Genomic DNA, 23,825 nt, shown 5'->3' with positions numbered 1-23,825 from the left:
GCCCGAGTCCACTCAACGTGACATTGACTGCCGAAAAGGCCACTGAATGTCACATCGAGTGGACTGCGGACAGGTGGACTGCGGGTGGGTGTGGGCTGCGGACAGGTGGAGTGATTACAGCTTCGGGAGTTTGACGACCTGTCCGGCGTAGGACAGTCCTGCACCGAAGGCGAGCAGGAGTGCGGTGTCTCCGGCTTTCGCTTTGCCGGTGCGCAGTAGTTCTTCCATTGCCAGGGGGATGGACGCAGCCGAGGTGTTGCCGGTTTCGGCGATGTCGTTGGCGACGGCGGTGCCTTCGTCCAGGTTGAGACTCTTCGCAAGCAGATCGGTGATGCGGCTGTTGGCCTGGTGAGGGATGAAGGCGTGCAGTTCGTCGGTTTTGATGCCGGCGACGTCGAGTACCTTCTGCGCGGCCTTGCCCATCTCGAATGCAGCCCAGCGGAAGACGGAGATTCCGTTCATCCTGATCCAGGGTCGTTCCATGTTGGCTGTCGTGATGTACTCGTACCAGTCCGTGGTCTGCACGATGGCGTCGGACTGCGACCCGTCGGATCCCCATACGGCGGGTCCGATTTCGGTTTCGTCGCTCTGTCCGACGACGACGGCTCCGGCGCCGTCGGCGAAGATGAAGCGGGTGGTGCGGTCGTACTGGTCGGTGGTGACGCTGAGCTGCTCGGCTCCGATGACGAGGACGTACTGCGAGGTTCCTGCCTTGACCAGGTCCGATGCGACGGCGAGTGCGTAGCAGAAGCCTGCGCATCCGGCGCAGATGTCGAATGCAGCCGGTCCTTTGGTGCCGAGTCCGTGGGCAACCTTGGCGGCTGCTTGGGGTGTCAGTTCGAGGTGTGTGGAGGTCGCGACGATGACGGTGTCGACCTGCTCGGCGGAGATGCCGCTGGCTTCGAGTGCTTTTCGGCCTGCCGAGATCGACATCTGGACGACGTTTTCTTCGGGGTCGGCGAATCGGCGGTTCTTGATGCCGGATCGCGTCTGAATCCACTCGTCGCTGGAGTCGATGAACTCGCAGATCTCATCGTTGGTGACTATTCGTTCGGGGCGGTGAACGCCCAGACCGAGCATCTTCGACTGTCGACCTTGCGTTGTGCTGATCGCAACCATCTTCAATTTCCTCTCGTGCTACCGCGCCATCGCCGAGCTTCGGCTCGGGTCTTGGGCTACGGGCTCGTCGACACACGTTACGTGCGTCGACGGGAGAGGTTCACACCAGTTCGGTGATGAGCGCCGCAACCTCGGCGGGTTTGTCGATCATGGCGTGGTGATGGGCGGGTATGACGACGGTGAAATCGGCTCGCAAGTATGTGGCCAGCTTGCGCTGGGTTTTGATCCATCTGCGTCCCCACGGGGACGGGCGTCCGGTGTGGGCGGCCGCGACGATAACGGGAACGACGAGGGGCAATCGTTTCCGAAGTCGGTTCAATTCGGCCGCGAGGTCCGGGTAGACGACATCTTCGACGAGTGCAGCCGTGAGATAGGTGGGCCTGCGGTAGATGTCGTCGACCCAGTCGACGACGTCCTTCGGTGTGCCGTCGGGCGGCGTCGCCTGGTTGAGTATCGGTCGGACGCGCGGGCCGACGAGCCGCTGAAGGCCCGTGCGGCTCAGTAGCGTCGACAGGGAATGCGCTGCGCGCACTCGCAGAGCCGCCGGAAGGATGCGGCGGGGGTCGGACTCGGCGCTCGAGTCCAGGAGAAGAACACCACGTATGCGCGACGGGTACAGCCGGGCCACCGCTTCTGCGTAGAAGCCGGCAATCGAGTGACCCGCGACGACGGCCGGCTCGGTGACACCGAGCGCGTCGAGGACGCCGACGATCCTGTCGGCCTCGCCGCGGACGGTGGGAGTGGCGCCATCGGGCAGAGGGTCGCTGAGTCCGAAGCCGGGGCGGTCGAGAACCACGACATGATGTCGGGCGCTCAAGATATCGACGGTGTCGTTCCAGTCGAACCAGTTACTGCCCAGGCCGCCGCAGAGAACGATCGTGGGGCCGGTTCCCCGGACGAACAGATGCAGACGTTGGCCGTCCACTTCGATGTACCGCCCGGGAGGATGTTTCACGGGAAACAATGCCTCGCGCTCGGTTCGATTCCCGTGATCCATGTTTTCGTCCCCACCATGCATTGCCTACTCGAAGTTTGTTTAAGCCTCCAGTTTCCACCATTCGCCCCGTTTTGCAACTTTCCCGTGGAGGATCGCCTCGGGAAGACCGTCATTGTCGCGGTTTGGCCAGCGGAAATGCGAGTGTCTCGCGAATGCTGCCGCCGGTGATGAGCATGACGACGCGGTCGACGCCCATTCCGAGGCCGCCGGTCGGGGGCATCCCGTGCTCGAGCGCCTGCAGGAAGTCCTCGTCCAAGCTCATCGCTTCTTCGTCGCCACCCGCAGCCAGCAACGACTGCTCGGTGAGGCGTCGACGTTGATCGACGGGATCGGTCAGCTCGCTGTAGGCCGTGCCCAGTTCGACCCCCCACGCCACCAGGTCCCACTTTTCGGCGACGCCGGGGATGCTCCGATGCGGTCTCGTCAACGGCGACATCGACGTCGGGAAGTCCTTGTAGAAGGTGGGGAATTCGGTGTAGTCCTCCACCAGGTGCTCGTACATGCCCTGGGCGACGGCACCCGCGTCCCACGACTTCTCGTAGGGGATGGCGTTCTCGTCGCACAGCCGCTGCAGCTCGCCCAGGGGCGTCGACGGCTCGACGGGAACACCCAATTTTTCGGCGACGGCACCGTGCAGTGTCTTGACGGGCCATTCCCCGGAGATGTCGATCTCGATCATCTCGCCGTCCGGGCCGTCGGGACGCAGAATGATTTCGCGGCCGTGCGCTGCCACGGCTGCACGCTGAATCAGTTCGCGGCACAACACCATTGCGCGCTCGTAGTCACTGTGTGCCTCGTACGCCTCGAGGATCGTGAACTCCGGATTGTGCTTGAAGTCCGCTCCCTCGTTGCGGAACACTCGCCCGATCTCGAAGACCTTCTCCATGCCGCCGACGCACAGCCGCTTGAGATAGAGCTCCGGTGCGATGCGCAGGTACAGATCCAGGTTGTAGGCATTGATGTGGGTGACGAACGGGGCAGCGTTCGCACCGCCGTGTACCTGCTGCAGGATCGGTGTCTCGACCTCCATGTAGCCGCGATCGCTCAGTGAATCACGAAGCGACTTCACCACATTCGAGCGTGCGATCATCAACGCGCGCGCATCGCGGTTGATCGCCAGGTCCACGTACCGCTGCCGTACTCGCGCTTCCGGATCGGTCAGACCGCGGTACTTGTCGGGTAGAGGGTGCAGGCATTTGGCGTTCATTCGCCACTCGGTGGCGAGCAGCGACAGCTCACCACGCCTGCTGTATCCGATGGTGCCACTGACTTCGATGAGGTCACCCAGGTCGAAGTCGGCATCGAATTCCTCGATTCTGTCGCCGACGCGTTCGCGGTCGAACAGCACCTGAATATCGGCCGACCAGTCCCGGATGACGGCGAACGACACGCCGCCGTAGTCGCGAATGCGCAGTATTCGACCCGCAATTCGGACCGTCGTGCCCTGGGGCGAAGCCGCCGCTTCACCGACGGTGTGTGTCGGGGGATAGGCGACGGGATAGCCCTCGATGCCGTCACTTTCGAGACGATCGAGTTTGGCCATGCGCACGCGTACCTGGTCGGGACGTTTGCGGCCGGGCACGGTGTCGTCTGCGGGAGTCTCGGGTCCGCTGCCGTCGGGATGAATGTCCTCGGCGTCGACCAACGCTGCCGGCACCGCGACGTGGGACCCGGTGTGCTTCGAGGCGCGCCGAAAGGTCGGCAGAGTCAAGAAGCCTTCGGCGATGGCCGACGCGACACCGACCTTCGGCAGCACCCGATTGTCGGCGAAGCACAGGTAGCGCGGCTCCCATTCCGGCAAGTACTTCACATTCGAGCGATACAGCGCCTCGAGCTGCCACCAGCGCGAGAAGAACACCAATACGCTGCGCCAGATTCGCAGGACCGGACCGGCCCCGATCCGACTACCCTCCTCGAACGCAGCACGGAACACCGCGAAGTTCAGCGAAATCTTGCTGACACCGAAATGATCTGCGCCGGTGGCAAGTTCGGTCACCATCAACTCGATGACACCGTTCGGCGACGCCGGATCGCGGCGCATCAGGTCCAACGACGCGCCGGTCCGACCCCACGGCACCAGCGACAGAACACCGACGATCTTCTCGCCCTGAACCGCCTGCACCAGAAGACAATCGCCGTCGAGCGGATCGCCCAACCGGCCCAGCGCCATCGAGAAACCACGCTCGGTCTCGGTATCGCGCCACGCATCCGCGCAGGCAATGATCTCGTCCATCTCCTCGGCCGAAATATCGCGATGACGACGCACGGTGACCACGACACCCGCTTTGCGAGACCGGTTGACGGCCTGACGCACGGGACGCATCTCGCGTCCATTGAGGTTGAAATCTTTGGTTTTCAGGATTGCTTCGTCGCCGAGTTCGAGAACACTCAGGCCGGCCCGCTTGTAGGCCGTGGCCCCGATCTCGCTGGCCCCCATGACAGCTGGGGTCCAACCGTACTTCTCGGCCAGGTCGAGCCATTCGGATATCGCATGTGGCCACGCCTCGGGGTTGCCGATCGGGTCACCACTGGCCAGACACACCCCGACCTCGACGCGATACGTCACCGCCGCCTTGCCGCTGGTGGCGAAGATGACGCCCTTGTCGCGGCGGGTCGCGAAGTAGCCGAGGGAATCGTCGGCACCCCACTTGTCGAGCAGGCCGCGCAGAGCCGACTCGTCGCGCCCGGTCAACGCATTGCTCGACCGTTGCGACCGAAACAACGTGACCACGGCACCGAGCAACGCCAGCGCTCCGAACAGTCCCAACGCCGTATTGACGAAACCGTTCGGCCTACCGTCGAACTGCTCGTTGTCCACCGTCGCCAACGCCGTCACCCTGTTGAACGCCCACAGGAACGTCTGACCCTCCGGCAACGAACCCGGGAACAACGCCACCAACGCCCACCCGACAATCGTGCCGACGGCCGCTCCCAGCACGAGCACCCCGAGCGCCTTCCACACCGCACCGCGCCGAACCCGCGTGTAGAACTCCTTGCGCGACGCGATCAACAGACCCGTCACGACGACATGAACCGCCAACGCAATCCACGAACTGACGTTCTTGTCCTCGATGCCCTCCGCGACATTCGTGATCGCCAACAACACCAAATAGATCGTCAGCAACCACCACGCAATACGCTTCCGACTCGCCAACGCCGCCGCCAACAACCCGACAACCAACGCCCACGACAAACTCGTATCCGGAGCATCGAAGTAATACGTGTCGACATACTCCCGCGGCGCATGAACCAGATACCGCAAAGTGGGCGACAGACTCCACAGAAACAACGCCGCCGCGAACACACCGAGCACCAGCCCCGCGATATGCGGAACCTCACTCAACCGACCGCGCTGCGGCGGCGAAAACGACCGTGGTGCCGTGGTACCCGACCGATCCGAGGGAACTGCTGTCGCCGTCATGTCTCACTCCCGAAATAAGAACGCACGAGTTGCAAGATAGACGGTATCCCCGCTGAGGTGGGTGGGTTGCCTGTTGCCGCCCCGCCGTCCACTCAATGTGACATTTGGTGGCCTTTCCGGCAGTCAATGGCACATTGAGTGGACTCGCGTCCGGTCACGAGAGCGCGCCTGGCCTTGCTCGAGTCAGAGTGTGGGCCACCCTTTCTGTATGCGTTTGTCCACAGGCATTCGGTTGTCCACAGGGCTGTTGATAGTGCGACGTCGGGTGCGATCCGGTGTCCGGCCGAGCGTGCAGGATCGTCTGTATGAAGAGGGGCGGCGCACGGGTCGATGCGAGGGTAATTGCGGCCGCATCGGATCGCGGGCTGGTGCGGACTGCTCATCTTCTCGAACTCGGCGTCGCGTCGAAGACGATTGTTCGGCGCACGCTGCCGGACGGTATCTGGTCACGGGCGCTACCTGGCCTGGTGTTCTTGAAGAACCGTTCGCTGACGCCCTTGGAGCGGGCGGTTGCCGCGTCCATCTACTGCGGTCGTGATGGCGTCATCAGTGGTCGGGCCGGGCTGGCGTTGCATGGTCTCGGTACATCCGGCTCGTTCGAGGAGACGTTCGTGCTCATTCCCGAGGCGCAGCACCGCAGGTCCGTGAGCTTCGCCGCGGTGGAACGTACGTGGCGGATGCCAACGGCGGAAAGTAAGTCGGGTCTTCCCGTCGCGCCGGTTGTTCGGTGTTTGTGCGACGCGATTCGTCGCATGAAGAACGCCGAGCAGTGCATGGCGCTCGTTGCCAGTGTCGTTCAGCGGGGTGCCGCAACGATCGAGGCGATCATGAAGGAACTGGACGCCGGCACCACGCGTGGAACCGCGATGCCTCGTCGAGTACTTCGCGAACTGGCCGCCGGCGCGCACTCCGTTGCCGAAGCACACGCGCAGAAGTTGTACGCGCGCAGCGGTCTTCCCCCGATGACTCACAATGTCGCGGTACGCGACGAGTCGGGCAGGTTGCTGCTGGTGGCCGACAATTGGCTCGACGACGTCGCCCTCGACTGGGAGATCGACTCGCTCGAATATCACCTGTCACCCGCGGCGCACCGCGCCACCGTGGAACGACGGGAGCGCGCTCAGAACGCGGGCATCATTGTCGTGACTCACCTGCCGAGCGATATTCGCGACGATCCGGAACGTGTTCTCTCCGACCTGCGGTCCCGGTACCGACAGGCGCTCGCGCGTCCGCGCCCCGACGTCACCGTCGACCCGTCCTACCGCCGATCGGGCTGATACACCCAAATCATTTGGTCCCCGGTTTCGGCCGCAGCGGCCAAGGCTCGCGGCTCGATCCTGTCGAGGACGAAACCCAGCCGCTGCGGAACGGCTCGACTCCTCGAATTGGCTGCATCGCAATGAATTTCGACGCGATCGACGTCGGCGAGTTTCAATGCCTCTTGCGTGAGGGTCGCGGTGGCTTCGGAGATGATGCCGTCACCCTCGGCTGCACTGTCGAGCCAGTACCCTATTTCGATCCCACCCGGTCCGACTCGTCGGTGCAATGCAATCTTCCCCAGGAATGCGCTGGTGGATCGTCCGAAAATCCCGTAGTCGTACATTTCGTCGGCGTCCCACAGCTTCCGGCTTTCCGCGATGCGGACGATCTGCGCCGACCTGTTTGCAGCGTCCTCGGTGGCCCAACCGAGCCACGGCAGCAGGCGGACCCGATTTCGCTCGATCGTTTCGGCAATGACGACAACATCGTCTGCCGTCTCGCGTCGAACCACGAGACGGTCGGTGACAATCCGAACGGGAGGTTTGCTGACCATTGGGACAGTCTGACTCCCTGCTAATGCCGATTCCACTGGTTTTTCGGTGCCCTCCGACCCATGTGCAGTCCACTCGATGTGCCATTGACGGTCGAAAGGGCCACCGGATGTCACATTGAGTGGTCAGACAGTAGTGGTGTCAGACGGTAGTGGTGTCAGATGGTCAGCCGGGGGGTGGGCGATGCTGTGGAGAGGAGGAAAACGATCAGGAAGCTGACCACGATCTCCAGGACAGTTTGTCGATGACGATGACCGGCCCCTCGGGTCGGTTGTTCTTGTATTGGCTGTATTTCGCGACGAGGGTGTCGGTACCGACTGTGCCTTCGGCGCTGCCCGCGTCGACGATGCGAGCGTTGCCGTCGGCGCGGATCCACCAGAGTTGGGACCAGTCGTCGGAGTAGTGGTCGACGATGAGGCTGACGGCGGGGTCGGCGCGGATGTTGTCGAGTCGCTGCAATTTCTGGGTGGTTTTGGGTTTCCAGTCGATGGCTGTGTAGATGCGGTCGCCGGTGGGTGCGACGGCGTAGACGATGGGGACCAGGTGTGGGGTGCCGTTCGGGTTGATGGTGGAGAGTTGGGCGCGGGGCGCGTCGGTGAAGCGTTGAATTTCGTTGTCTATCTTCACGTTCGGTTCCTCATGCGGATTCGCTGTGGCTGCTGTGTCGGGTGATGTATTGCTCGAGGTCGGCGACGGGCATGGGTCGTCCGAGTAGGTGTCCTTGGCCGAAGGTTACGCCCATGTCGGTGCAGATTCGGAGTTGTTCGGTGGTCTCGATGCCTTCGATGACGGTGTCTTTGCCGAGGGTGGTGGTGACGTCGACGAGGGCGGTGCAGAGGGTGGTCATGGCGCGGCGTCGGTGGAGGTTGGTGCTGTCGAGGTGTTGGGTGAGGGATCTGTCGATCTTCAGGATGTCGACGGGGAGGGTGGCGAGTCGTTCGAGGGAGGAGAAGCCGGAGCCGAAGTCGTCGATCGCGATGAGGACGCCGTGGCGTTGGACGTCGCGGAGTTGGTAGTGCACGGCGTCGAGGTCGTGCAGCGTCTGCGATTCGGCGAGTTCGAGTGCGAGTCGACCGCGTTCGATGCCGTGGGTGTCGACGATGTCGATGACGTCGGTGGCCAGGGTTCCTGCGGCGAAGTGTGCGGGGCTGACGTTGACTCCGACTTGGAGCATGATCGCGCGGGATTGCCAGTCGGCGATGGTTGCCGCGACGTCGGTGAGAATCCACATGCTCAGTGGGACGATCAGGTCGTTGTCTTCGGCGAGGGGGATGAAGGCGTCGGGCATGAGGAGTCCGAGTTCGGGGTGGTTCCAGCGGACGAGGGCTTCGGCTCCGACGACTGCTCCGGTCGCGAGTTCGACGATGGGTTGGTAGACCATGGTGAGCTCGCGCTCGGTCATGGCGACACCGCGCAATCGTTCGAGGAGTTCGAGTCGCATGCGGTTGGTGTGGTGCAGCTCGTCGGTGAAGATGTGATGGCGGTTGCGTCCGGTGGCCTTGGCGGCGTGCATCGCGGCGGTGGCGTTGTGCACAAGCTGGGTGGCGCGATCGGTGCTGCCGGTGGTGGACGCGACACCGACGCTGGCGGTGAGAGTGAGTTGACGGCCGCCGAGCTCGAAGGGGGGCTCGAAGATGCTGGCGAATCCCGCGGCCATGGCTCGGGCTGCCAGGGCATGGCTGCCGTAGGCGACGATGACGAATTCGTCTCCGGTGAGTCGACCGATGGTGTCGCCGGGTCGGGTCGATGCGGTGAGCCGGTCGGCGACCATGCACAGCAGCTCGTCGCCCTGGGCCGGTCCGAGCGCGTCGTTGTATTCACGGAAGCCGTCGATGTCGACGAGGAGGACGCTGAAGTGCTGTTCGGTGCCGAGGTCGACCAGCGCGGCGGTGATGGTGGCCAGAATCTTGTCCCGGTTCGGAAGCCCGGTGAGGGCGTCGAGCGTCGGGTTGGGGTCGGCATGGCGGAGCGGCGTGTCGTGTTCTCGACTCACAGTGCCCCCTCGTAGCCGGACGGCCACCGGCGATACTAGCCGAAGAGTTTGCTTATCGCCTATAAACGGGGAACGTGCCCTTTTTAGAGGGCGTTACGCAGCCCGCCCGTCGACCCTCGCTTCTCGATGTTCCACACCGCTGCGTCGACGGTGTCGCTGAGGCCGAGCACCCACCGGGCCGCCGATCTGCCCTGGTCGAACAACGATTGAGCGACGGTGGTCAAGTGGGCCGCTGCCGCTGCCGGGGAGTCGTCCCATCCGGTCAGTGCGACGTGGCCGGGAATGTCGATACCGGCAGCCGTCGCCGCGTCGAGTGCGCCGAAGGCGAGTTCGTCGCTCATCGCGAAAATCACGTCGACGGCGTTGTCGCGCAACAACAGTCGCGCTGACCGTGTGCCCTCTGCACGCGAATTGTGGGTGGTGAACAGCGTCGGTACCGTCGACCACTCGATGCCTCGACGCATGCACGCATCGCGGTAGCCCTCGAGTCGTGCGCGGGTTACCGGCATCGAGATGTCCGACGCGTCGGCACCGTGCACGACCGTCGATTCGCGTCGCGAATCGGGTCGCAGCGCGACGATCGCGGGCCGACGGCGATTGCGCAGAGCAATGGTGCCGATCGCGTCGGCGGCGGCGCGATCGTCGATTCCGATGGAGTTCAATCCCGGATGCTCGGGTCCGCCCTGGACGCAGGTGGGTCGACCGGTGCCGACGAGGACGTCGAGGACGGGGTCGTCGACGCCGGTGGTCCAGACGACGTAGCCGTCGACCTGCGCGTCGCGAATCCTCGCAATATCGCTGTCGCGGTGCAAATTCGGCAGCATCACCAGTGCAGTGTCGGCGTCGAGACACGCGTCGGCGATGCCCGAGAGGAACCGTCGGGCCTGGGGATCCTCGAAGGCGTAGGTGAGTTTTTCATCGAGTACGACGCCGATGCTGTTGTGCTTTCCGCTGCGGAGCGAGCGTGCCGCACGGTTGGGACCTGCGTATCCGAGGGCCGCCGCCGCTGCGTGGACGCGGTCTCGGGTGGCAGGCGAGACGCGGTCGGGCTGGTTGTAGGTGTACGAGACGCTCATGGTGGAGACTCCCGCAGACGCCGCGACGTCGGCCATCGTCACCCGATTGTTCACGGGGTCACCTTAGCGTGCGTCGACCATCTGTGTAACGATACACAGCATGTCGTCGCCCCTCCCCAAGCTGCTGGTCCTCGGTGCAGCCGCCTTCATCTATGTCACGGCCGAAACGTTGCCCGTGGGTCTGCTTCCGGAGATCTCGGGCGATCTCGGCGTCGGCGAATCCGCTGTCGGTCTGCTGCTGACCTTCTACGCATACGGCGTCGCCGTCATGACCATGCCGTTGATCAGGTTCGTACGCGACTGGCCGCGGCGACGGGTCGTCGTCATCACCGTTGCAGCACTGGCCTTTTCCCAACTCCTCTCCGCGGTGTCCGTCGGGTACCCGATGCTGGTGCTGTCGAGGATGCTGTGCGCGGCCACCCACGGAGTCTTCTGGGCCGTGGTCGCACCCGTCGCGGCGTCACTCGCACTTCCCGGTAAGCAAGGAAAAGCGATCGCCACGGTGTACGCCGGCACCTCGTTGGCGTTGGTCGCCGGTAATCCGATCACCGCGGCCATGGGTCAGTGGTTCGGGTGGCGCACTGCTGCAACGATTCTCGGTGTCGTCGCCGCCGCTATCGCGGTGGCGCTCTACTTCGTCCTCCCCGCACTACCGGTCACCCGAGCAGCTGCGGGCAACAAGAAATCACCGCGCGTGCTCGACGGCACCCTGGCGATCCTGTGTGGAGTGACGTTCCTGGCCGTCCTCGGCCATTTCGCCGCGTACACGTACTTCTCGCTCATCGTCGATCGCGCAATCGGTTCGGCCGGAACCACTCTGACGCTGATGTTGATGCTCTACGGTTTGTTCGGGGTCGTCGGTATCTGGGTGATCGGCAGAACGTACGACCGTTGGCCGCGGCCCTCCACCATCGCAGCTCTGGGTGCCGTCGCGGCCGCGACGGCGATCCTGTGGGGCACCCTCAGCGCAGCACCGGGCAGCCTGGCCGTCCTTGCTGTCGGGGCGATCGCGTTGTGGGGTCTGGCATTCACCACACTGCCGGTCTGCATCCAGTCCGCCGTGGTTCGGGCCGCCCCTGCCGACGCCGACAAGGCGTCGGCGATCTACGTCGTCGCCTTCCAACTGGCCATTGCCACCGGGGCCCTGGTGGGAGGCGTCGTCGTCGACGCCAGGGGGATCGGGGCGGTGACCGCTGCGGCGACGATCCTGGTGGCAGCGTCAGAGGTGTATAAGAGACAGGAGACAGGACCGAATCTAGAGTTGGCGCAATTTCCGCTCGAATGCGTCGATGCGTGTGGTGTCCTCGAAGAAGTCCTCTTGCGAGACGATTTTGCCCCAGCTGGTGCGGACCAGGAGCACCGTTCGGTTGCTGTACAACTCGGTGCCGTCGGCTGCGTGTGCTTGGTCGTCGAAGCGGACGAGGAGGGTCATGCGCCAGGGGGCTCCGCCGCTGTAGATTTCCGTGACCTGCCCGCGGATGCCGGCGGCGACGAAGTCCTGGAAGAACTTTTCGATTGCCGGTCGTCCGCGGTGGGTGCCCGACCATCGGCTGTCACCGTCGGCGAATTTGAGCACCGCGTCTCGGTGGAACGACGAGAGCAGAGGGCGATAGTTTCCGTTGTTGAGCGCCTCGATGTCTCGCTGCAACTTGAGGGTCAGCACTCGCATCAGCAGAAGCTTGCATGCGAAAGCCGTCGAGATGCCGGCCAGAAATCTCAGTTGCATGGCTATACGTTTGCTTACCGTTCACCGACGTGTCAATCGAGTGGGACGTTTCGAGACCCGGCTTCACCCAGGTCGGTGGTGGTGCTGTTCACCATCTTTTCGAGTTCGCAGCCCGGCCGATACCGTCGATGACGACTCACACCGATCGTGTACTTCGCTTCGGTTCAGAGAACATCACAGAGTGAAGGTTCCAAGCGTAGGCATGCTCTGCAAGGATGGACTGGTGAGGGGACGAACGTGAGCGCATGTCGTTCGTCGGTAGCTGTCCGGCCGAATCCCGGGGGGCCCAGATGGACTCCATAGCTGCGTTCTGGTGCCACGCAGATGACGGCGAGCCTGCTTTGATGCGGTCGGAGATGAATGAGTTGCTTTCGGCGACAAGGCTTTCCCGAGCACGGGCCCTGTTCGAACGTGCGTCGCTCGAGGATTTTCTGGGCGAAGAATCGGCTGCGATTCCGTTGTACGAGGCGGCGCTGTCGAGTGGGCTCGATTCCGTGCACGAGAGCAAGGCCAGAATTCAGCTCGCCAGTTCGCTGCGTAATGTCGGGCGACTCGAGGACGCGTCGCGTGTGTTGGAAGACTTCGAGTTTTCCGACGAATTCTCCTCTGCGCGAGATGCATTCATTGCCCTGATCCTGTGGGATCTGGGCGATGGTGCTGGCGCGCTGAAGGCGGCACTGCAGGCAGCGAAGCCTGCGCTCGGCACATACCGTCGCGCAATCGGAACTTATGCCGACGACCTCCCTACCGACAGGCCGAGGAACAGCGGCACCGACGACCGTGTTGCCCACCATGATCGTGCCAGTTCGTTCGACGACCCCGAGGTGAAGCCATGACCAGCGGAGCATTCGATCCACACGACCTCCTCGAGCGCAGCCGACTCGGCGTACTCGCCACGATAAAAGCGAGCGGCCTGCCGCAACTGTCGCCGGTGACGCCGTTCTACGATCGCACCGAGCGAACAATCAAGATTTCGGTCACCGAAGGACGAGCGAAAACGGCCAACCTACGCCGAGACCCGCGCGCTGCACTCGAAGTGACCAGCGCCGACGGCAAGGCCTGGGCAACAGCAGAAGGATCCGTCACCCTCACCGGACCGGGCGCGAACCCGAACAGCCCCGAAATCGATGCGCTGGTCGACTACTACCGCGCCGCCGCCGGAGAGCACCCCGACTGGACCGAATACCGCGCCGCAATGGCCGCGGATCGCCGAGTGTTGGTGACCATCGCCGTCGACCACGTCTATGGCGAAAGCCTCACCTGATCGCCTAGGCAGTCCACTCGATGTGCCATTGACCCCCGAAAAGGCCACTGAATGTGCCATTGAGTGCACTGGGGTCGGTGCATATCTGCCTCCGTCATGTGAGTTGGTAGACGTCCAGTTCGACGGAATTCGGTAAACGTTCACCCGTGGCCACGAAGAGTGTCCCGTTCATCCAGCTGAGGGAGTCGGCGGACGTCGACAGTCGGGGAAAGGTGCGGAAGTAGATTCGGTCGGCGGGAACCTGCTCGCCGCGAGTCAGTGCGTCGATGTCCTGTTCGCTGCCGGTGCGCATCCCGACGTTGTGGACCGAGATCCGTTCGCCTGCGTCGGTCTCGAGTGCATATCGGGCGTCGAGTTCGGTGACAGTGGCCGATCTGAGGACCTGGTGGTCGGCGCCGCCGGCCAGGACGCGTCCTCGTATCACCGGCCCGTCGACGGTCCCACCGAGGATCGGTACGAGGCGTCGATGCCCGTCGCTGACCTGGCCGAGATCGATGGGCTCCCCGACCGTGACGGACAAGTGCGCGACGAACGTCAGATCGGGGCGCACGTCAGTTCGTTCGGTCTGCGAAGCCGTCGGGAAGATCGCCAGGTGCGACGGACACGATGGTCTCGTCGTCGGCTCCGACGTTCTCGAAGAGCGTGATCGTGGCGAACTCGGGGACGACATAGATGGGGTAGGTCGGTCCGGCGTCGCGGTACGCACGCATTTCGTCGAGGTGATCGTTCTGGTAGAGGACCGTTTTGGTGCCGTCCAATTCGATCCACTGAGGGAAGAAGATGGTTCCGTGCAGACGACGCTTTCCTGGGATGACGTTGACGACGACCGAGGTCCCGGTGGGCTCGTTCCACGAGATCTTGTAGACGTCGTCGTCGAGCTGGACGAGATCGACTTCCTGGTCCTTGACCCAGCGTCCGCCGACCATGCCGGTGTGAATTCGGTAGTCGATCGTGGTCGCGTTCTTCACATACATCTCGTACTGCCAGCTGTTGGCGTACGTGTAGATGAAGCGATGCCCGACGATGCCGCTCAGATCTTGGCTGGGGATGGGGTTCTCGACTGTGGTCATGGTCTTCATTTTGTCACAAAACTATGTTTGCGGCAAAACTATCTGTGCAATCATCGACGCATGGACTCCACCGCAACGGAATTGGGCCGACAGCTGGGGCCCCTGCGGCGATCACTGCTCCGGGCGACGCGGGATGTCGCGCAGCTGCCCGACATCGCCGACTCGCACATCGAGGTGATGCGAGCCCTCGCAGCAGAACCGTCCATGAGTCCGGGACGCCTTGCCGCCCGCCTCAACCTGGCCCGATCCACCGTGAGCAACCTGATCAGAGCGATGGTCGACGCCGGCCTGGTGGAAAGATCGATAACCGCCGGTGACCTTCGAGGGGCGACACTCACCGCATCGCCGAAAGCTGTGAAGCTCCTCGCCGAATACGACGCGGCGAGCTCCCGAGTACTCGCGGACGCACTGGACGAACTGAGTCGACACAACCGCGAGGCCATCGCCGCAGCTCTGCCGGCCTTGGCGGAAATCACGAGCATCCTCTCCCGCCGCAGCTCCTGATTCTCGGCGGTGCGTCCGCACCCATGCAGTCCACTCGATGTGCCATTGACCCCCGAAAAGGCCACCGAATGTCACATTGAGTACCGGGATGTCGTGCTAATGGTCCCTGTTTCGATCAGCGACGCGTGTTGATGTCGAGGACAAGCCGAGGAGTGCGCATCTGACCGACTGTCGACCACCAGCGGTGTGCGGGATACGACAGTCGAACCACGAAGTAGTTGACGAATTCGACAACGGCGAACAGCCACACGACGAGCAGTGCGACGCCAATTCCGGCGCTCGACGGGAACCATACGACGACACCGATGAGCCCAGCCGCCAACAATGGAACGTTTGCGACTCGACATACGCGATAGAACGCGCGAATGACCGGTGGCATCGGGTTGAGTTCGACCCAGGATCGCGCCATCAACCAGTAGATTCCCGCCTGCACGAGGACGGCAAGCAACGGGGTGAGAGCAGACCACATGGCGAGAGACTCCTCTCGACCGTCGAGCCGTGGTTCTGCCATGGTGAGCGCAATCGAAGCAAACACCGCTGCGGCGGACAGCTCACCCAGGCCGAGCGACAGATACCGTCGCCGCAACTCGTTCCGGCGACTACTGGACATCACGCCAGATTAGTCATGAGTTGGCACCGACACCCGCCCCCACAGTCCACTGGATGTGCCATTGACCCCCGAAAAGGCCACCAAGTGTCACATTGAGTGACCAGGGCGGGCGGGAAGTCATTGGTTGCGGGCAACCGGGATCCAGAGTTCTCCGGCTCCCGATGACCAGTCGGGCGTGTTCTCGGTGACGGTCAGGATTTCCGGTCCGGGGGTGATGTGGAAGGGGTGGGAGGGGAACCACTCGCTGAATGCGTCGGCCCAGAGTTGTTGTAGTGCTGGGGCGAGTGCGGTGTCGCTGCGTGTTTCGAAGACCGCCCATGTCGATGCGGGGACGCTGAGGGAGTTCAGGTCGGCCGGTATGGGGGCTGTGGTGGCGACGGCGAAGTAGTAGTCGAAGAGACTGCCGTCGGTTCGGTCGGCCTCGAAGCCATCGCTGACGAAGAGGATGTGGGGGAGTTCGGGCAGGTCGGCGTGTCGGCGGAGTTGTTCGCCGAATCCGGTGGGCAAGGTCTGGTGGAACTGGGTCATGGCGGTGTTCTCGCCGTGGAATGTGAGGGGGATTCGCGTCGATTTGCCGATGATGTGGAATGCGGGCAGTTCGGTGATGCGGTAGTCCATGGTGCTCTTTCCTTCGATGGTCAGGTGAAATGCCAGTGGTGGTCTGGAGCGGAGGGTGGTCCCTGGCTTGCGGGCGTGGGATGGTGTGACCCCGTGCATGTCTCGGAATGCGCGAGTGAATGCGTCGCCGCTGTAGCCGTATTTGGTCGCGACGTCGAGCACCCCGTTGCCGGCGAGAATGTCTGCTGCTGCCAACGACATTCGCCGTTGTCGGATGTATGCCGACAGTGGGATTCCGGCCAGTGCGGAGAACACGCGTCGAAAGTGATAATCGGACGTGAGGGTGATGCGAGCAAGCTGTGCCGGGTCGATGTCGTGATCGAGGTTGTCCTCGATGTAATCGAGTGCTGCATTCCATCGTTCGAGCATGTGCCGGTGGCCTTTCCTTCGGTCTGGTGACAACGATAGGGAGGCGCAGGCACGGTTGGCTCGACTTTTCGAGCCCGGCTGGGTCGGGTTCAGATGGTGCGCAGATGCCGTCCGCGTCGCCGCGCACGGAGGCGACCGAGTTCGGCCAACGCGGCATGCGATTGTGCGTCGGCCGGGCGATAGACGATCAATCTAAGATCCGGGTCGCCGAGTGGAGTGAGGACGTCGAACGTCACGGTCACCGGGCCGACAAGCGGGTGCCGCATCGGCTTGTCTCCCCGGCTTCGTATCGATACTTCACGCGATTGCCAGTATCGCGAGAATTCGGCACTGCCGTGTTGGAGTTCGTCGATCAGCAGGGCGAGGTGAGTGTCGTGTGAGTGGTCGACCCACGCGGCACGCAGATCGGCGACGGCACCGCGGACGACGTCGTCGCGTGACTCGTAGAAGCCGTCGAATGATTTGTCCAAGAAGCACATTCGGAGGACATTACGACTCTCGGCGGGCCGTTCGTCTATGTCGAGCAGCAGGGCGGCCATGGTTTCGTTGATGGCCAGGATGTCGAGTCTGTAATCGAGGACCATGGCAGGCAGCGGCTCGACGTCGTGTACCAACTGGGCGATTCCGTCGGGAATCTTTCGGTCGGTGGGCCGTTCGGGTGCACGATGCCCCGCCAACGTGAACAGGTAGCCCGTCTGGTCGCCGGACAACTTCAAGGCCCTCGACAGTGACCCCACCACCTGGGCGGACGGTCGGATATCACGGGCCTGCTCGAGCCGCACGAGATAGTCGACGCTGACACCGGCGAGCGCGGCGACCTCCTCGCGCCTGAGTCCGGGGGTCCGGGAGGCCCCGATCCGTGGCGGCAGACCGACGTCGGACGGAACGAGCGCTTCACGTCGAGACCGCAGGAAGGCCGCCAGTTCTCGGCGGGCCATCTCCGGTGGCGTCGTGGTCATTCCAGACAGCGTAGGTCAATTCGGACCACTCAGCCTGGTATCGCGCGTCCCAGGATGACCATGACCTTCCCGCTTCTCGACCGGACCGGCACTGTGAGCCGGACGGATCGATCGAGAAGGAGACACACGATGACACGGATGGACGACTATCGACTCCTGGGACGCTCGGGACTGCGCGTGGCACCGTTGTCGTTGGGGGCCATGACATTCGGGGACGCCTGGGGGTGGGGAGCCGACAAGCAGGAGTCGAAACGCATCTTCGACGCTTATCTGGACCTCGGAGGCAACATGATCGATACCGCGAACATCTACACCGACGGTCAATCGGAGCGGTATCTGGGGGAATTTCTCGAAGGTTGTCGCGACTCGGTTGTCGTATCGACCAAATATGCGGCGACGCGCGATCCGGCGGACCCGAATGCGGGTGGCGGCGGGAGAAAGAGCCTGCGTGGTTCGGTCGAGGCCAGTTTGCGGAACCTGGGCACCGACTACATCGATCTGATGTACCTGCACGCATGGGACGGTGTGACGCCGAGCGACGAGATCATGGCCGCCCTCGGTGATTTGGTGCAATCGGGAAAAGTTCTCTACCTCGGCATTTCGGATACCCCGGCCTGGGAGGTCGCGCGAATGCAGACCCTTGCGCAGCTACGCGGATGGCCACCGCTGTCCGCACTGCAGGTCGAGTACAGCCTGATCGAGCGCACTACCGAACGCGAGTTGTTACCGATGGCAGCAGATCTGGGTCTCGGTGTGATTCCGTGGTCACCGCTCGGCGGGGGTGTGTTGACGGGTAAGTACACCGCTGCCGACCTCGAAGGGGCGAGCTCGAATTCACCGACGGGCAGTCGGCGCGATCACGCGAGGTCGAACCGAACACTGACCGAACGTGGGCTGCGCACAGCCGACGTCGTCGTCGAGGTGGCAGAAGAGTTGGGTGCGACTGCGGCCCAGGTGGCGTTGGCATGGACGCTGCTGCATCCCGCCGTCGTCAGTTGGTTGATCGGTGTGCGGACCGCAGAACAGTTGCAGCACAACATCGGTGCCCTCGATATCGTCTTCGACGAGTCGCAGTTGGCTCGGCTGCATTCGGTCAGCGCGATCGACATGGGGTTTCCGCACGAATTCCTGGCGCGTCCGATGGTCCGCGGGGTCACGAGCGGGCGGACGTCGGTGCGTCCACGCCCGCCGCGGTCCTGGTGATCGGACCTGGTGAGCATTCGAATCAGGACGACGGTGATCGACGATAGGTCAACGGATCACCGTCGTGCACGACCGTGAAACCTGCCTTCTCCAGCACTCGGCGCGACGCCGCATTGCCGCGTGCGACTGACGCAACCGACGCGAGGTTGCCCACGGTCTCGCGGGCCAAGCCCAGCACTTGCCCAGCGCAGCCGCGTCCCCAGTGCTCTGGATGCACCCAGTAGCCCACCTCGACGTGATCGGCTCGACGGATGAGGCTCAGCAGTCCGACCGGTACCGCGTCTTGGACTCCGATCGACCACATGGGCAGGTCGGGTGTATCGAGGTCCGTCGTCGCCAGTGCTCGGCTGAATCGACGGTCGAAATAAGTTCTTGTCCAGGGCTTTCCGTCGCCCACCCACTGCATGACGGTGGCGTCCGAGGCCATCGAGTACAGGAATTCGGCATCCGTGGCGGCTGCCGGCCGTAGCCGGGTCGCCGTCACAACCGCCGACCATCGATCGGTCGAGGGTCGGCCAACCGCAGTACGATGCACATGACCTGCAGACGATAGAGGCATCCGGATCCGACCGCCACCGAATACCCAAGGGAGCCCGATGAACCTGGCCGACTACGACGTCTCGAGCTTCGATTGCTATGGAACGTTGATCGATTGGGAGTCGGGTATCGGTGACGTGCTCGGCGCATGGGCTGCGGATACAGGGTCGCCGATGTCCAAGGACGAATTACTCGCCGCCTATGCGCCCAACGAAGCACAGGCGCAGCAGGATTCACCGTCGATGCTCTATCCCGACATCCTGGCCGACGCATTCGGACGAACAGGCGACGCGCTGGGTATACCGGTCACCCCGGAATGGTCAGGCAGACTCGCCGGCTCCGTTCCGGACTGGCCGGCGTTTCCGGACTCGGCGGACGCACTGGCATCACTCGCCGAGCACTACAAGCTGGTGATTCTGTCCAACGTGCACCGCGCGGGTTTTGCCGGTAGCAACCGTCGGCTCGGCGTTGAATTCGACGCCATCGTCACAGCCGAGGATGTGCACGCATACAAGCCGGCGGACAACCATTTCGATGCGCTCGACGCGATCCTCGACGACTTCGGTGTGCCCAAATCACGTCTGCTGCACGTGGCACAGAGCCTGTTCCACGATCACGTCCCGGCGCGGCGTCACGGCCTTGCGTCGGTGTGGATCGATCGCAGACACGATCGGCCAGGGTGGGGCGCAACACCGGAGCCGAACGGCGACTACGGTTTTGCGATGCAGTTCCCGAGCATGGCGGAGTTTGCCGACGCGGCCCGTGGGGCGCACGGCAATGCGTAGGTTGAGCACCCTGGTCGGGCTGTGTCTCGGATTGATCGGCTCGCTCGGATACTTGCTGTGGGAGATCAGGCCGCGACGGGTCAACTACGCGTTCGTCGTGGACAGTTCGAGTTACATCCGCTCGTTGGGAATCACCTACACAACGGCGTTCGTTGTCTTCGGCCTGCCCGTCCTCGGCGCTGTTCTCGGCCTCGTGGTCGGTGTTCTGTTCACCAGAAAGCGACGCTGACGCTGTCGTTTCCGGGCGACTGCCCTACCAGTGCCATGCGTCGCCGCCGACGTTCTCGATGGTTCGTTGCAGGACGCGGATAGTGGTCGCGAAATCGTCCTGACTGATTCCCTGCATGCGTTCGTCTTGCAGCATCCGTTGGATGTCCGCGGCGCGGGCGAACAGCCGCTCGCCCTCAGGCGTGAACTTCAGTCGTGCATGGGATTCGGTGATCAACCCCTTCTCGGTAGCGGAGTCGATTGCGTCGACGATCGCGCCAGGGGTGTCGTTGTGTCCGATCGTGTCGATAGTCCTCGCTCGATCGGCACCAGCGGGATGCAGTGAAATCTGATGCAGGAGCCACCATTCGGCCTGGGTGATGCCGATGTCGCGGAGCGCTCCGCGCGTTCGAGCGCGGACGGCCTCCCCGGCGCGGATGGTCCAGAAGCCGATGGGTTGCATCTCGGGTGGTTGCATAGGGCGCTGTGTCGTCATGCATCGAACGGTAGAACCTGAACAATGCTTCAGGTCAAGAGACCGACTGGCCGGTAGAGTCTCGCGCGTGGACAGACCATCCGGCAGATCGCTCGTCGCAGTGCTTGGGGGCGTCGGCGCGGCCACAGGGACTGCGGCCGCAGTGGTGTGGCACGTTGCGATCACCGAACCGCCGGACACTCCTGGGACGGCACATCTGCGACCGAGCTGGTTCCCTGTGTCGCTGTATCTCGTTGCCGCCGGAGTGGCTCTGGCTCTGGTGGTGGCGTGGTTTCTCGTCGATTCCGGAATGCGCGTCGTCAGAGACCGTCAGTACAGTTCCGCCCACCTGTTCGCGTTGCTGATCGTCGTCGGTGCGGCGTTGGGAGCGGGCAGCGCCTTCGCGTGGACCCACTGGCCGCCGCAGCGGTCGGAGGCGGACACCGCGGCTCCATTGCTCCCCACGTTGATGTTCGTGGACTCGGGTGACGAGCCAACGACTCCAGCATCCGACTACGGCTGGACTTCGATGGACATTCACACTGCAGACACGTACTTCTCGGACACGTATGTATCGGACCTGTACAGCACCGATACGTCGTACATCTCTCGCGGTGAGCCGGAGTCGACCTTCACCCCGATCATCGGCAGTCCGTGGACGGTGTTTCCGGTCGGCGGTGCCGTGCTGGCCGCGGTGGCGGCATGGACGTTGTCGCTGAGGGATTTTCGGTTGACTGCGGTGTCACGATCGGACCCGGATGCGCTCTAGCGAGCCCTACTCGTCCGTGCGTAGTTCGTCGACCAACGTGAACAGCCTGCCCAGGTAGTCGCTGTGAAAGACCTCGGTGGCGCGGATCTTTGCGTTTCCGTCGAGTCCGAACTGAAGGTTGACGAGTTCGACTCCGATGGCGACGCGTCGAGCATCGAGGGTCTCGAGTTCGGCGGCGAGAGCATCGACCTTGGCCAGCGGAGACAGTTCGTCGGTCATATCGGAATCGTAGAGGTCAGCCGACGGCTGCGAGGAACTCGCTGTAGAACAATCCGAGCCCCAGCGCCGACGCGATGGCCGCGAACAGCCACAGTCGGATGATGACCGTTGTTTCCGCCCAGCCACCCAACTCGAAGTGATGGTGGATCGGTGCCATCCGGAACGGCCGCTTGCCGGTGGACTTGAAGGACGCGACCTGGATGACCACCGACGCGCTCTCGGCGACGAAAAGGGCTCCGAAGACAACCGCGATCAGCTCGGTCTTGCTGACGACGGACAGGCCGGCGAGCAGACCACCGAGTGCCAGGGAGCCGGTGTCGCCCATGAAGATCTTGGCCGGTGCCGCGTTCCACCACAGGAATCCGATGCACGCTCCCGCGGCCGCCGCGCACACGACAGCGAGGTCGAGGGGATCACGCACTTGGTAGCACCCGGCCACCGAATTGGTGGCGCACGATTGCCGGTACTGCCAGAACGTCATCACCGTGTAGGCGCCGAGGACGAGGGTCATCGAGCCCGCCGCCAACCCGTCGAGCCCGTCGGTGAGGTTGACGGCATTGGACCAGGCAACGACGAGAAACACACAGAACAGCACGAAGACGATCGGAGCCATCGTGAAGAACGTCGACTGACGCACCAGTGACAGTTCGACGTTGCCCGGCGTCAGCCCGTTGCCGTTGCGAAACTGCAGAGCCAGAACCGCGAAGATCACCGCGGCACTGATCTGCCCGACGTATTTTCCGGTGGCTTTGAGGCCGAGGCTTCGCTTCATCCGGAGCTTGATGTAGTCGTCGAGGAAACCGACGATGCCGAGGGCGGTCGCGAGACCGAGGATCAACAGCGCCGATGCCGACGGCCCGTCGCCTCCCATCGCCACGAGGTGGGAACCGAGGTAACCGGCCCACAGACCCACGATGATCGCGACGCCGCCCATCGTCGGCGTTCCTCGCTTGGCTTGGTGGCTCGCCGGGCCTTCGACGCGAATCTCCTGGCCGAAGCCCTGTCGGGTGAACAGCGCGATGAGAAATGGCGTCAACAGAATCGAGACCGCCAATGCGATTCCACCGGCGACGAGAATGTTGATCATGCGTTGAAGCCCACTCTTCCTCTGTGCTGCGGTTGCCCACCGGGTGCTACCGAGCACCGCGGGATACTGTGCCAAACGAATCGGCAAAAGTCGCATTGCGTGACGAAGGTGTTACTCACAGTTGATACGTACCGGGAGGCACACCGACCAATTCGGTGAACTCGCGGGTGAAATGCGCCTGGTCGAACCAGCCGTACCGCGCGGCCAGTTCCGCCAGCGACCCGCTGTATCCGTTGTCGAGATCACTGAGTGCGTCGTGAATCCGATATCGGCCCAGAACCCACTTGGGCGTCGCACCGACATAACGCTCGAACATCCGCTGTAGCCGACGAGTCCCGATGCCACATCTGTCCTCCACCTGGCCGACGCGTATCAGCGTCCGATCACCGAGCATCGTGCCGATGACATCCAAGACGATCTCGTACTCCGGCTCGACATCGTGGGCGTAGGGCTCGAGAACCGCGTCGACGACGGTTCGGCAGTGGTCGGCATCGTGCTGTGCGTCCAGTTGCGTCAACGCGGCGACGGTCTCCGATCGAAAGGGGGTGGGCGGAGCTACTGGGACGTCGCGCAGAGTTCGGGCCACGGTTCCGGTGAAGCTCGCGTAGCCGCCGGGTCGGAACTTGACGCCGAACACCCACCCGGACTCGGCGAGTTCGACGTCGAACCGTCGGGTCAGCACTCCGGTCACGACCACCGGCTCGGTGACGCCGGCGCGGGTCCAGCCGTGCTCGACGCTGAGCGTGCATGCCGGGTGGGGCAGGGTCGAGCTGCGATACGAGGTGCCCGACGGCAGATCCCACCGAAGTTGCCAGTAGTTCTCGACCCATGGTTCCAACGACGCCGCACACGGCAGCCGGACCAGGTCGACATACTGCGCCAGCTGATCCGGCCGCAGGACACCGGCGTGGGTGGCTGTCGCATTTTTCCTATCCGGCACGGGCGTCAGTGTAGGAGTCTGGTCCGACACCTTCGAGAAACGATCGACGCTGTCGAGGAGAAACAC

At 63.4% G+C, this 23,825-nt stretch carries 26 protein-coding genes and 1 pseudogene; 9 read left to right on the top strand and 18 right to left on the bottom strand.

Going from position 1 to position 23,825, the window contains the following annotated elements:
• Positions 1–114: 114 nt before the first annotated feature.
• From J1M81_RS21855 to lysX, 3 genes are all read right to left on the bottom strand, one after another.
• Positions 115–1,119 (bottom strand): beta-ketoacyl-ACP synthase III, encoded by a 1,005-nt coding sequence (locus tag J1M81_RS21855; RefSeq protein ID WP_206498830.1) that lies wholly within the window; start codon positions 1,117–1,119, stop codon positions 115–117.
• Between the two features lie 100 nt (positions 1,120–1,219).
• On the bottom strand, positions 1,220–2,116 hold the full coding sequence (locus tag J1M81_RS21850; RefSeq protein WP_179273856.1) for an alpha/beta fold hydrolase: 897 nt from the start codon (positions 2,114–2,116) through the stop codon (positions 1,220–1,222).
• Positions 2,117–2,225: 109 nt separating this feature from the next.
• Positions 2,226–5,537 carry a bifunctional lysylphosphatidylglycerol synthetase/lysine--tRNA ligase LysX gene (gene lysX / locus J1M81_RS21845; RefSeq protein WP_206498829.1) on the bottom strand — a complete coding sequence of 1,104 codons (3,312 nt, stop codon included), beginning with the start codon at positions 5,535–5,537 and terminating at the stop codon, positions 2,226–2,228.
• 305 nt (positions 5,538–5,842) lie between these two features.
• Between lysX and J1M81_RS21840 the strand changes: the two genes are divergently transcribed.
• Positions 5,843–6,814 carry a hypothetical protein gene (locus J1M81_RS21840; protein WP_206498828.1) on the top strand — a complete coding sequence of 324 codons (972 nt, stop codon included), beginning with the start codon at positions 5,843–5,845 and terminating at the stop codon, positions 6,812–6,814.
• Here the strand turns inward: J1M81_RS21840 and J1M81_RS21835 are convergent.
• The 4 genes from J1M81_RS21835 to J1M81_RS21820 all read right to left on the bottom strand — a co-directional run bounded on the left by J1M81_RS21835 (position 6,796) and on the right by J1M81_RS21820 (position 10,471).
• Positions 6,796–7,350, bottom strand: coding sequence for a GNAT family N-acetyltransferase (locus J1M81_RS21835; RefSeq protein WP_206498827.1), 555 nt, complete (start codon positions 7,348–7,350; stop codon positions 6,796–6,798). The two genes, J1M81_RS21840 and J1M81_RS21835, sit on opposite strands and share 19 nt — an antisense overlap.
• Positions 7,351–7,555: 205 nt before the next feature.
• Complete coding sequence (locus J1M81_RS21830) at positions 7,556–7,975, bottom strand: TIGR03668 family PPOX class F420-dependent oxidoreductase (RefSeq protein WP_032373384.1); 420 nt, start codon at positions 7,973–7,975, stop codon at positions 7,556–7,558.
• A 10-nt stretch (positions 7,976–7,985) separates the two neighbouring features.
• Positions 7,986–9,341 carry a bifunctional diguanylate cyclase/phosphodiesterase gene (locus tag J1M81_RS26905; protein WP_052062921.1) on the bottom strand — a complete coding sequence of 452 codons (1,356 nt, stop codon included), beginning with the start codon at positions 9,339–9,341 and terminating at the stop codon, positions 7,986–7,988.
• 83 nt (positions 9,342–9,424) lie between these two features.
• The gene (locus tag J1M81_RS21820; protein ID WP_032373383.1) at positions 9,425–10,471 is read right to left on the bottom strand and encodes a LacI family DNA-binding transcriptional regulator; all 1,047 of its coding nucleotides are present in this window, start codon (positions 10,469–10,471) and stop codon (positions 9,425–9,427) included.
• A gap of 46 nt (positions 10,472–10,517) precedes the next feature.
• On the opposite strand from J1M81_RS21820, the pseudogene J1M81_RS27065 reads away from it, so the two are divergent.
• Positions 10,518–11,621: pseudogene (locus J1M81_RS27065) on the top strand (MFS transporter); the annotation flags it as partial.
• A 51-nt stretch (positions 11,622–11,672) separates the two neighbouring features.
• Here J1M81_RS27065 and J1M81_RS21810 read toward each other — a convergent pair.
• Positions 11,673–12,086 (bottom strand): nuclear transport factor 2 family protein, encoded by a 414-nt coding sequence (locus J1M81_RS21810; protein ID WP_072692008.1) that lies wholly within the window; start codon positions 12,084–12,086, stop codon positions 11,673–11,675.
• A 302-nt stretch (positions 12,087–12,388) separates the two neighbouring features.
• Between J1M81_RS21810 and J1M81_RS21805 the strand changes: the two genes are divergently transcribed.
• Both J1M81_RS21805 and J1M81_RS21800 read left to right on the top strand, forming a co-directional pair.
• The gene (locus J1M81_RS21805) at positions 12,389–12,979 is read left to right on the top strand and encodes a tetratricopeptide repeat protein (protein WP_080733230.1); all 591 of its coding nucleotides are present in this window, start codon (positions 12,389–12,391) and stop codon (positions 12,977–12,979) included.
• Entirely contained in the window at positions 12,976–13,407 is a 432-nt protein-coding gene (locus J1M81_RS21800; RefSeq protein WP_206498826.1) for a PPOX class F420-dependent oxidoreductase, read from the top strand. The genes J1M81_RS21805 and J1M81_RS21800 overlap by 4 nt, the downstream gene beginning before the upstream one ends.
• A gap of 94 nt (positions 13,408–13,501) precedes the next feature.
• Here the strand turns inward: J1M81_RS21800 and J1M81_RS21795 are convergent, their stop codons facing one another.
• Together J1M81_RS21795 and J1M81_RS21790 are read right to left on the bottom strand one after the other, a co-directional pair.
• A complete protein-coding gene (locus J1M81_RS21795; protein WP_032373378.1) occupies positions 13,502–13,957 on the bottom strand; it encodes a DUF3237 domain-containing protein in 456 nt (151 codons plus the stop codon).
• Between the two features lies 1 nt (position 13,958).
• Positions 13,959–14,477, bottom strand: a complete 519-nt coding sequence (locus tag J1M81_RS21790; RefSeq protein WP_197077467.1) for a phenolic acid decarboxylase — start codon at positions 14,475–14,477, stop codon at positions 13,959–13,961.
• Positions 14,478–14,537: 60 nt separating this feature from the next.
• On the opposite strand from J1M81_RS21790, the gene J1M81_RS21785 reads away from it, so the two are divergent.
• Positions 14,538–14,981, top strand: coding sequence for a MarR family winged helix-turn-helix transcriptional regulator (locus J1M81_RS21785; protein WP_032367591.1), 444 nt, complete (start codon positions 14,538–14,540; stop codon positions 14,979–14,981).
• A gap of 115 nt (positions 14,982–15,096) precedes the next feature.
• On the opposite strand, the gene J1M81_RS21780 is transcribed toward J1M81_RS21785, so the two are convergent.
• The 3 genes from J1M81_RS21780 to J1M81_RS21770 form a co-directional block, all read right to left on the bottom strand.
• Positions 15,097–15,591 carry a hypothetical protein gene (locus J1M81_RS21780; protein ID WP_206498825.1) on the bottom strand — a complete coding sequence of 165 codons (495 nt, stop codon included), beginning with the start codon at positions 15,589–15,591 and terminating at the stop codon, positions 15,097–15,099.
• Positions 15,592–15,708: 117 nt separating this feature from the next.
• A complete protein-coding gene (locus J1M81_RS21775; RefSeq protein ID WP_206498824.1) occupies positions 15,709–16,578 on the bottom strand; it encodes an AraC family transcriptional regulator in 870 nt (289 codons plus the stop codon).
• Between the two features lie 89 nt (positions 16,579–16,667).
• Complete coding sequence (locus J1M81_RS21770) at positions 16,668–17,537, bottom strand: helix-turn-helix transcriptional regulator (RefSeq protein WP_206498823.1); 870 nt, start codon at positions 17,535–17,537, stop codon at positions 16,668–16,670.
• A gap of 129 nt (positions 17,538–17,666) precedes the next feature.
• Here J1M81_RS21770 and J1M81_RS21765 point away from each other — a divergent pair, with 129 nt between their 5' ends.
• The gene (locus J1M81_RS21765) at positions 17,667–18,740 is read left to right on the top strand and encodes an aldo/keto reductase (protein ID WP_206498822.1); all 1,074 of its coding nucleotides are present in this window, start codon (positions 17,667–17,669) and stop codon (positions 18,738–18,740) included.
• A 22-nt stretch (positions 18,741–18,762) separates the two neighbouring features.
• Here J1M81_RS21765 and J1M81_RS21760 read toward each other — a convergent pair whose 3' ends face one another.
• Positions 18,763–19,224: a GNAT family N-acetyltransferase gene (locus J1M81_RS21760; protein WP_206498821.1), complete on the bottom strand. Its 462-nt coding sequence runs from the start codon at positions 19,222–19,224 to the stop codon at positions 18,763–18,765.
• A 112-nt stretch (positions 19,225–19,336) separates the two neighbouring features.
• On the opposite strand from J1M81_RS21760, the gene J1M81_RS21755 reads away from it, so the two are divergent.
• Both J1M81_RS21755 and J1M81_RS21750 read left to right on the top strand, forming a co-directional pair.
• The gene (locus J1M81_RS21755; RefSeq protein WP_206498820.1) at positions 19,337–20,062 is read left to right on the top strand and encodes a haloacid dehalogenase type II; all 726 of its coding nucleotides are present in this window, start codon (positions 19,337–19,339) and stop codon (positions 20,060–20,062) included.
• Complete coding sequence (locus J1M81_RS21750) at positions 20,055–20,291, top strand: hypothetical protein (RefSeq protein WP_032373373.1); 237 nt, start codon at positions 20,055–20,057, stop codon at positions 20,289–20,291. The genes J1M81_RS21755 and J1M81_RS21750 overlap by 8 nt, the downstream gene beginning before the upstream one ends.
• A 24-nt stretch (positions 20,292–20,315) precedes the next feature.
• Here J1M81_RS21750 and J1M81_RS21745 read toward each other — a convergent pair whose 3' ends face one another.
• Positions 20,316–20,765, bottom strand: coding sequence for a MarR family winged helix-turn-helix transcriptional regulator (locus tag J1M81_RS21745; RefSeq protein WP_032373372.1), 450 nt, complete (start codon positions 20,763–20,765; stop codon positions 20,316–20,318).
• Positions 20,766–20,832: 67 nt separating this feature from the next.
• On the opposite strand from J1M81_RS21745, the gene J1M81_RS21740 reads away from it, so the two are divergent.
• The gene (locus J1M81_RS21740) at positions 20,833–21,513 is read left to right on the top strand and encodes a hypothetical protein (protein ID WP_032389477.1); all 681 of its coding nucleotides are present in this window, start codon (positions 20,833–20,835) and stop codon (positions 21,511–21,513) included.
• A gap of 6 nt (positions 21,514–21,519) precedes the next feature.
• Here J1M81_RS21740 and J1M81_RS21735 read toward each other — a convergent pair whose 3' ends face one another.
• From J1M81_RS21735 to J1M81_RS21725, 3 genes are all read right to left on the bottom strand, one after another.
• Positions 21,520–21,732 (bottom strand): hypothetical protein, encoded by a 213-nt coding sequence (locus J1M81_RS21735; RefSeq protein ID WP_027494940.1) that lies wholly within the window; start codon positions 21,730–21,732, stop codon positions 21,520–21,522.
• A gap of 16 nt (positions 21,733–21,748) precedes the next feature.
• Positions 21,749–22,819: a phospho-N-acetylmuramoyl-pentapeptide-transferase gene (gene mraY / locus J1M81_RS21730; RefSeq protein WP_027494939.1), complete on the bottom strand. Its 1,071-nt coding sequence runs from the start codon at positions 22,817–22,819 to the stop codon at positions 21,749–21,751.
• A 115-nt stretch (positions 22,820–22,934) separates the two neighbouring features.
• Positions 22,935–23,759, bottom strand: a complete 825-nt coding sequence (locus J1M81_RS21725; RefSeq protein WP_283348121.1) for a helix-turn-helix transcriptional regulator — start codon at positions 23,757–23,759, stop codon at positions 22,935–22,937.
• Positions 23,760–23,825 lie beyond the last annotated feature (66 nt).

The sequence above is a fragment of the Rhodococcus sp. KRD175 genome (assembly GCF_017168275.1).
In the GTDB taxonomy this organism is placed as follows: domain Bacteria; phylum Actinomycetota; class Actinomycetes; order Mycobacteriales; family Mycobacteriaceae; genus Rhodococcoides; species Rhodococcoides fascians.
This window is presented reverse-complemented; position numbering and strand designations above follow the sequence as displayed.